Here is a 1,315-nt window from a genome sequence, read left to right on the forward strand (position 1 = left end):
GCCAGGATCGCGGGCGGGACGAGCCCGAGCACGAAGCCGATGTTCGGGATGAAGTTCGTGACGAACGCGAGGATCGCCCAGACCACGGGTGCGGGGACGCCCATCCACCACAGCGCGAGACCGTCGATGACAGCGACGATCGCGCCGAAAGTCGCGTTGACGATGTAGTAGCGGCGCACACCGGTGTTGAGCCGAGTGATCCGGGCGATGACCGCGGCCTTGGATGCCCCGAACACCGACGGAGCGTCCCGATAGCGGGCCGCGTCGACCGCCATGAAGATGATGTAGGCGCAGACGAAGAACAGTGCGGTCGCGACGCCGATCACAGTCCCGCCGATGCTGCGTGCGAGTCCCAGAAGCGTCGTCGGATCGAGGACCGAAGCCGCGGCGTCCGACGCCTCCTCGTCCAGGCCGAGGGACTGCAGCCACCCGACGAGATCATCGACGGTCTTCGCCAGTCCGCCTTCCGAGACGAGGTCGGCGATGAGCCGCGCGAACTGCGTGCCGGCCAGCCAGAGCAGAGCGCCCATGACCAGGAGGATCAGGTAGGCGACGACGATCACCGCGGTCGTGCTGCCCCACTGCGGCCACCCGCGCCGTTCGAGCGGTCGACGCAGAAGATCGCAGATCACCACGATCACGATCGCGAGCGCGACGGGTCCGAGGAGATCGCGCGCGAAGTAGACGCCGGCGAGGGTCACTGCGCTCGCCGCGAGAAGGAGCAGCACCCGCAGACTGGGGGAGATCCGGTCGGGGGAGCGCTCCGGCGCAGGCGAGGTGGTCACGCCGAAAGCGTAGTCGACGGGTCAGAAGGGCTCGGGAGCGACCAGCGGCGGCACGTCCTGATGTCCCGAGACGACGGCTCGCAGACCCGCCGCTTCCAATGCCGCTGCCACGTCGTGGATCGTCGCTGACACCACGGACGTGCCATGGAGCGGGTGATGCCAGATGCGGAGCGCGAGCATCCACCGGGCCGGGGAGACCGATGTGAAGATCACGCCCGGATGTTCGCGGGTGTGCACTCCTTCGACCTCGCTCGCGGCGCGGGAGATGATCGACACGACGTCATGAGCATCGATCCCGTCCGCCCGTTCGACCCGGATGTCGAGGGTGCTGCACCGCGCACCGTGGCGAGAGTCGTTGACCAGGACCCCGGTGAGGAGGGCGGCGTTCGGTACGTGCACGGTCCGACCGTCGACGGTCGAGAGGATGACCGACCGGCCGTTGAGCTCCTGCACGACTCCTCGCAGCTTGCCGTCGGGCCCTTCGACCTCTATCTCCTCGCCGATCTTCACGGACTGGCGGGATTGGATCA

The 1,315-nt window shown here is 67.9% G+C and carries 2 protein-coding genes; both read right to left on the reverse strand.

All coding sequences use genetic code 11. The annotated features are described in order from the left end of the window. Positions 1-785, reverse strand: a 785-nt coding sequence (locus tag DSP71_RS23840; RefSeq protein WP_258546439.1) for an AI-2E family transporter, incomplete at its 3' end; no start/stop codon positions are given. A 21-nt stretch (positions 786-806) separates the two neighbouring features. Then, a partial coding sequence (locus DSP71_RS13405) for a mechanosensitive ion channel domain-containing protein (protein ID WP_147251317.1) occupies positions 807-1,315 on the reverse strand: 509 nt, incomplete at its 5' end.

Source organism: Microbacterium sp. H6 (assembly GCF_003314775.1).
GTDB lineage: Bacteria > Actinomycetota > Actinomycetes > Actinomycetales > Microbacteriaceae > Microbacterium > Microbacterium oxydans.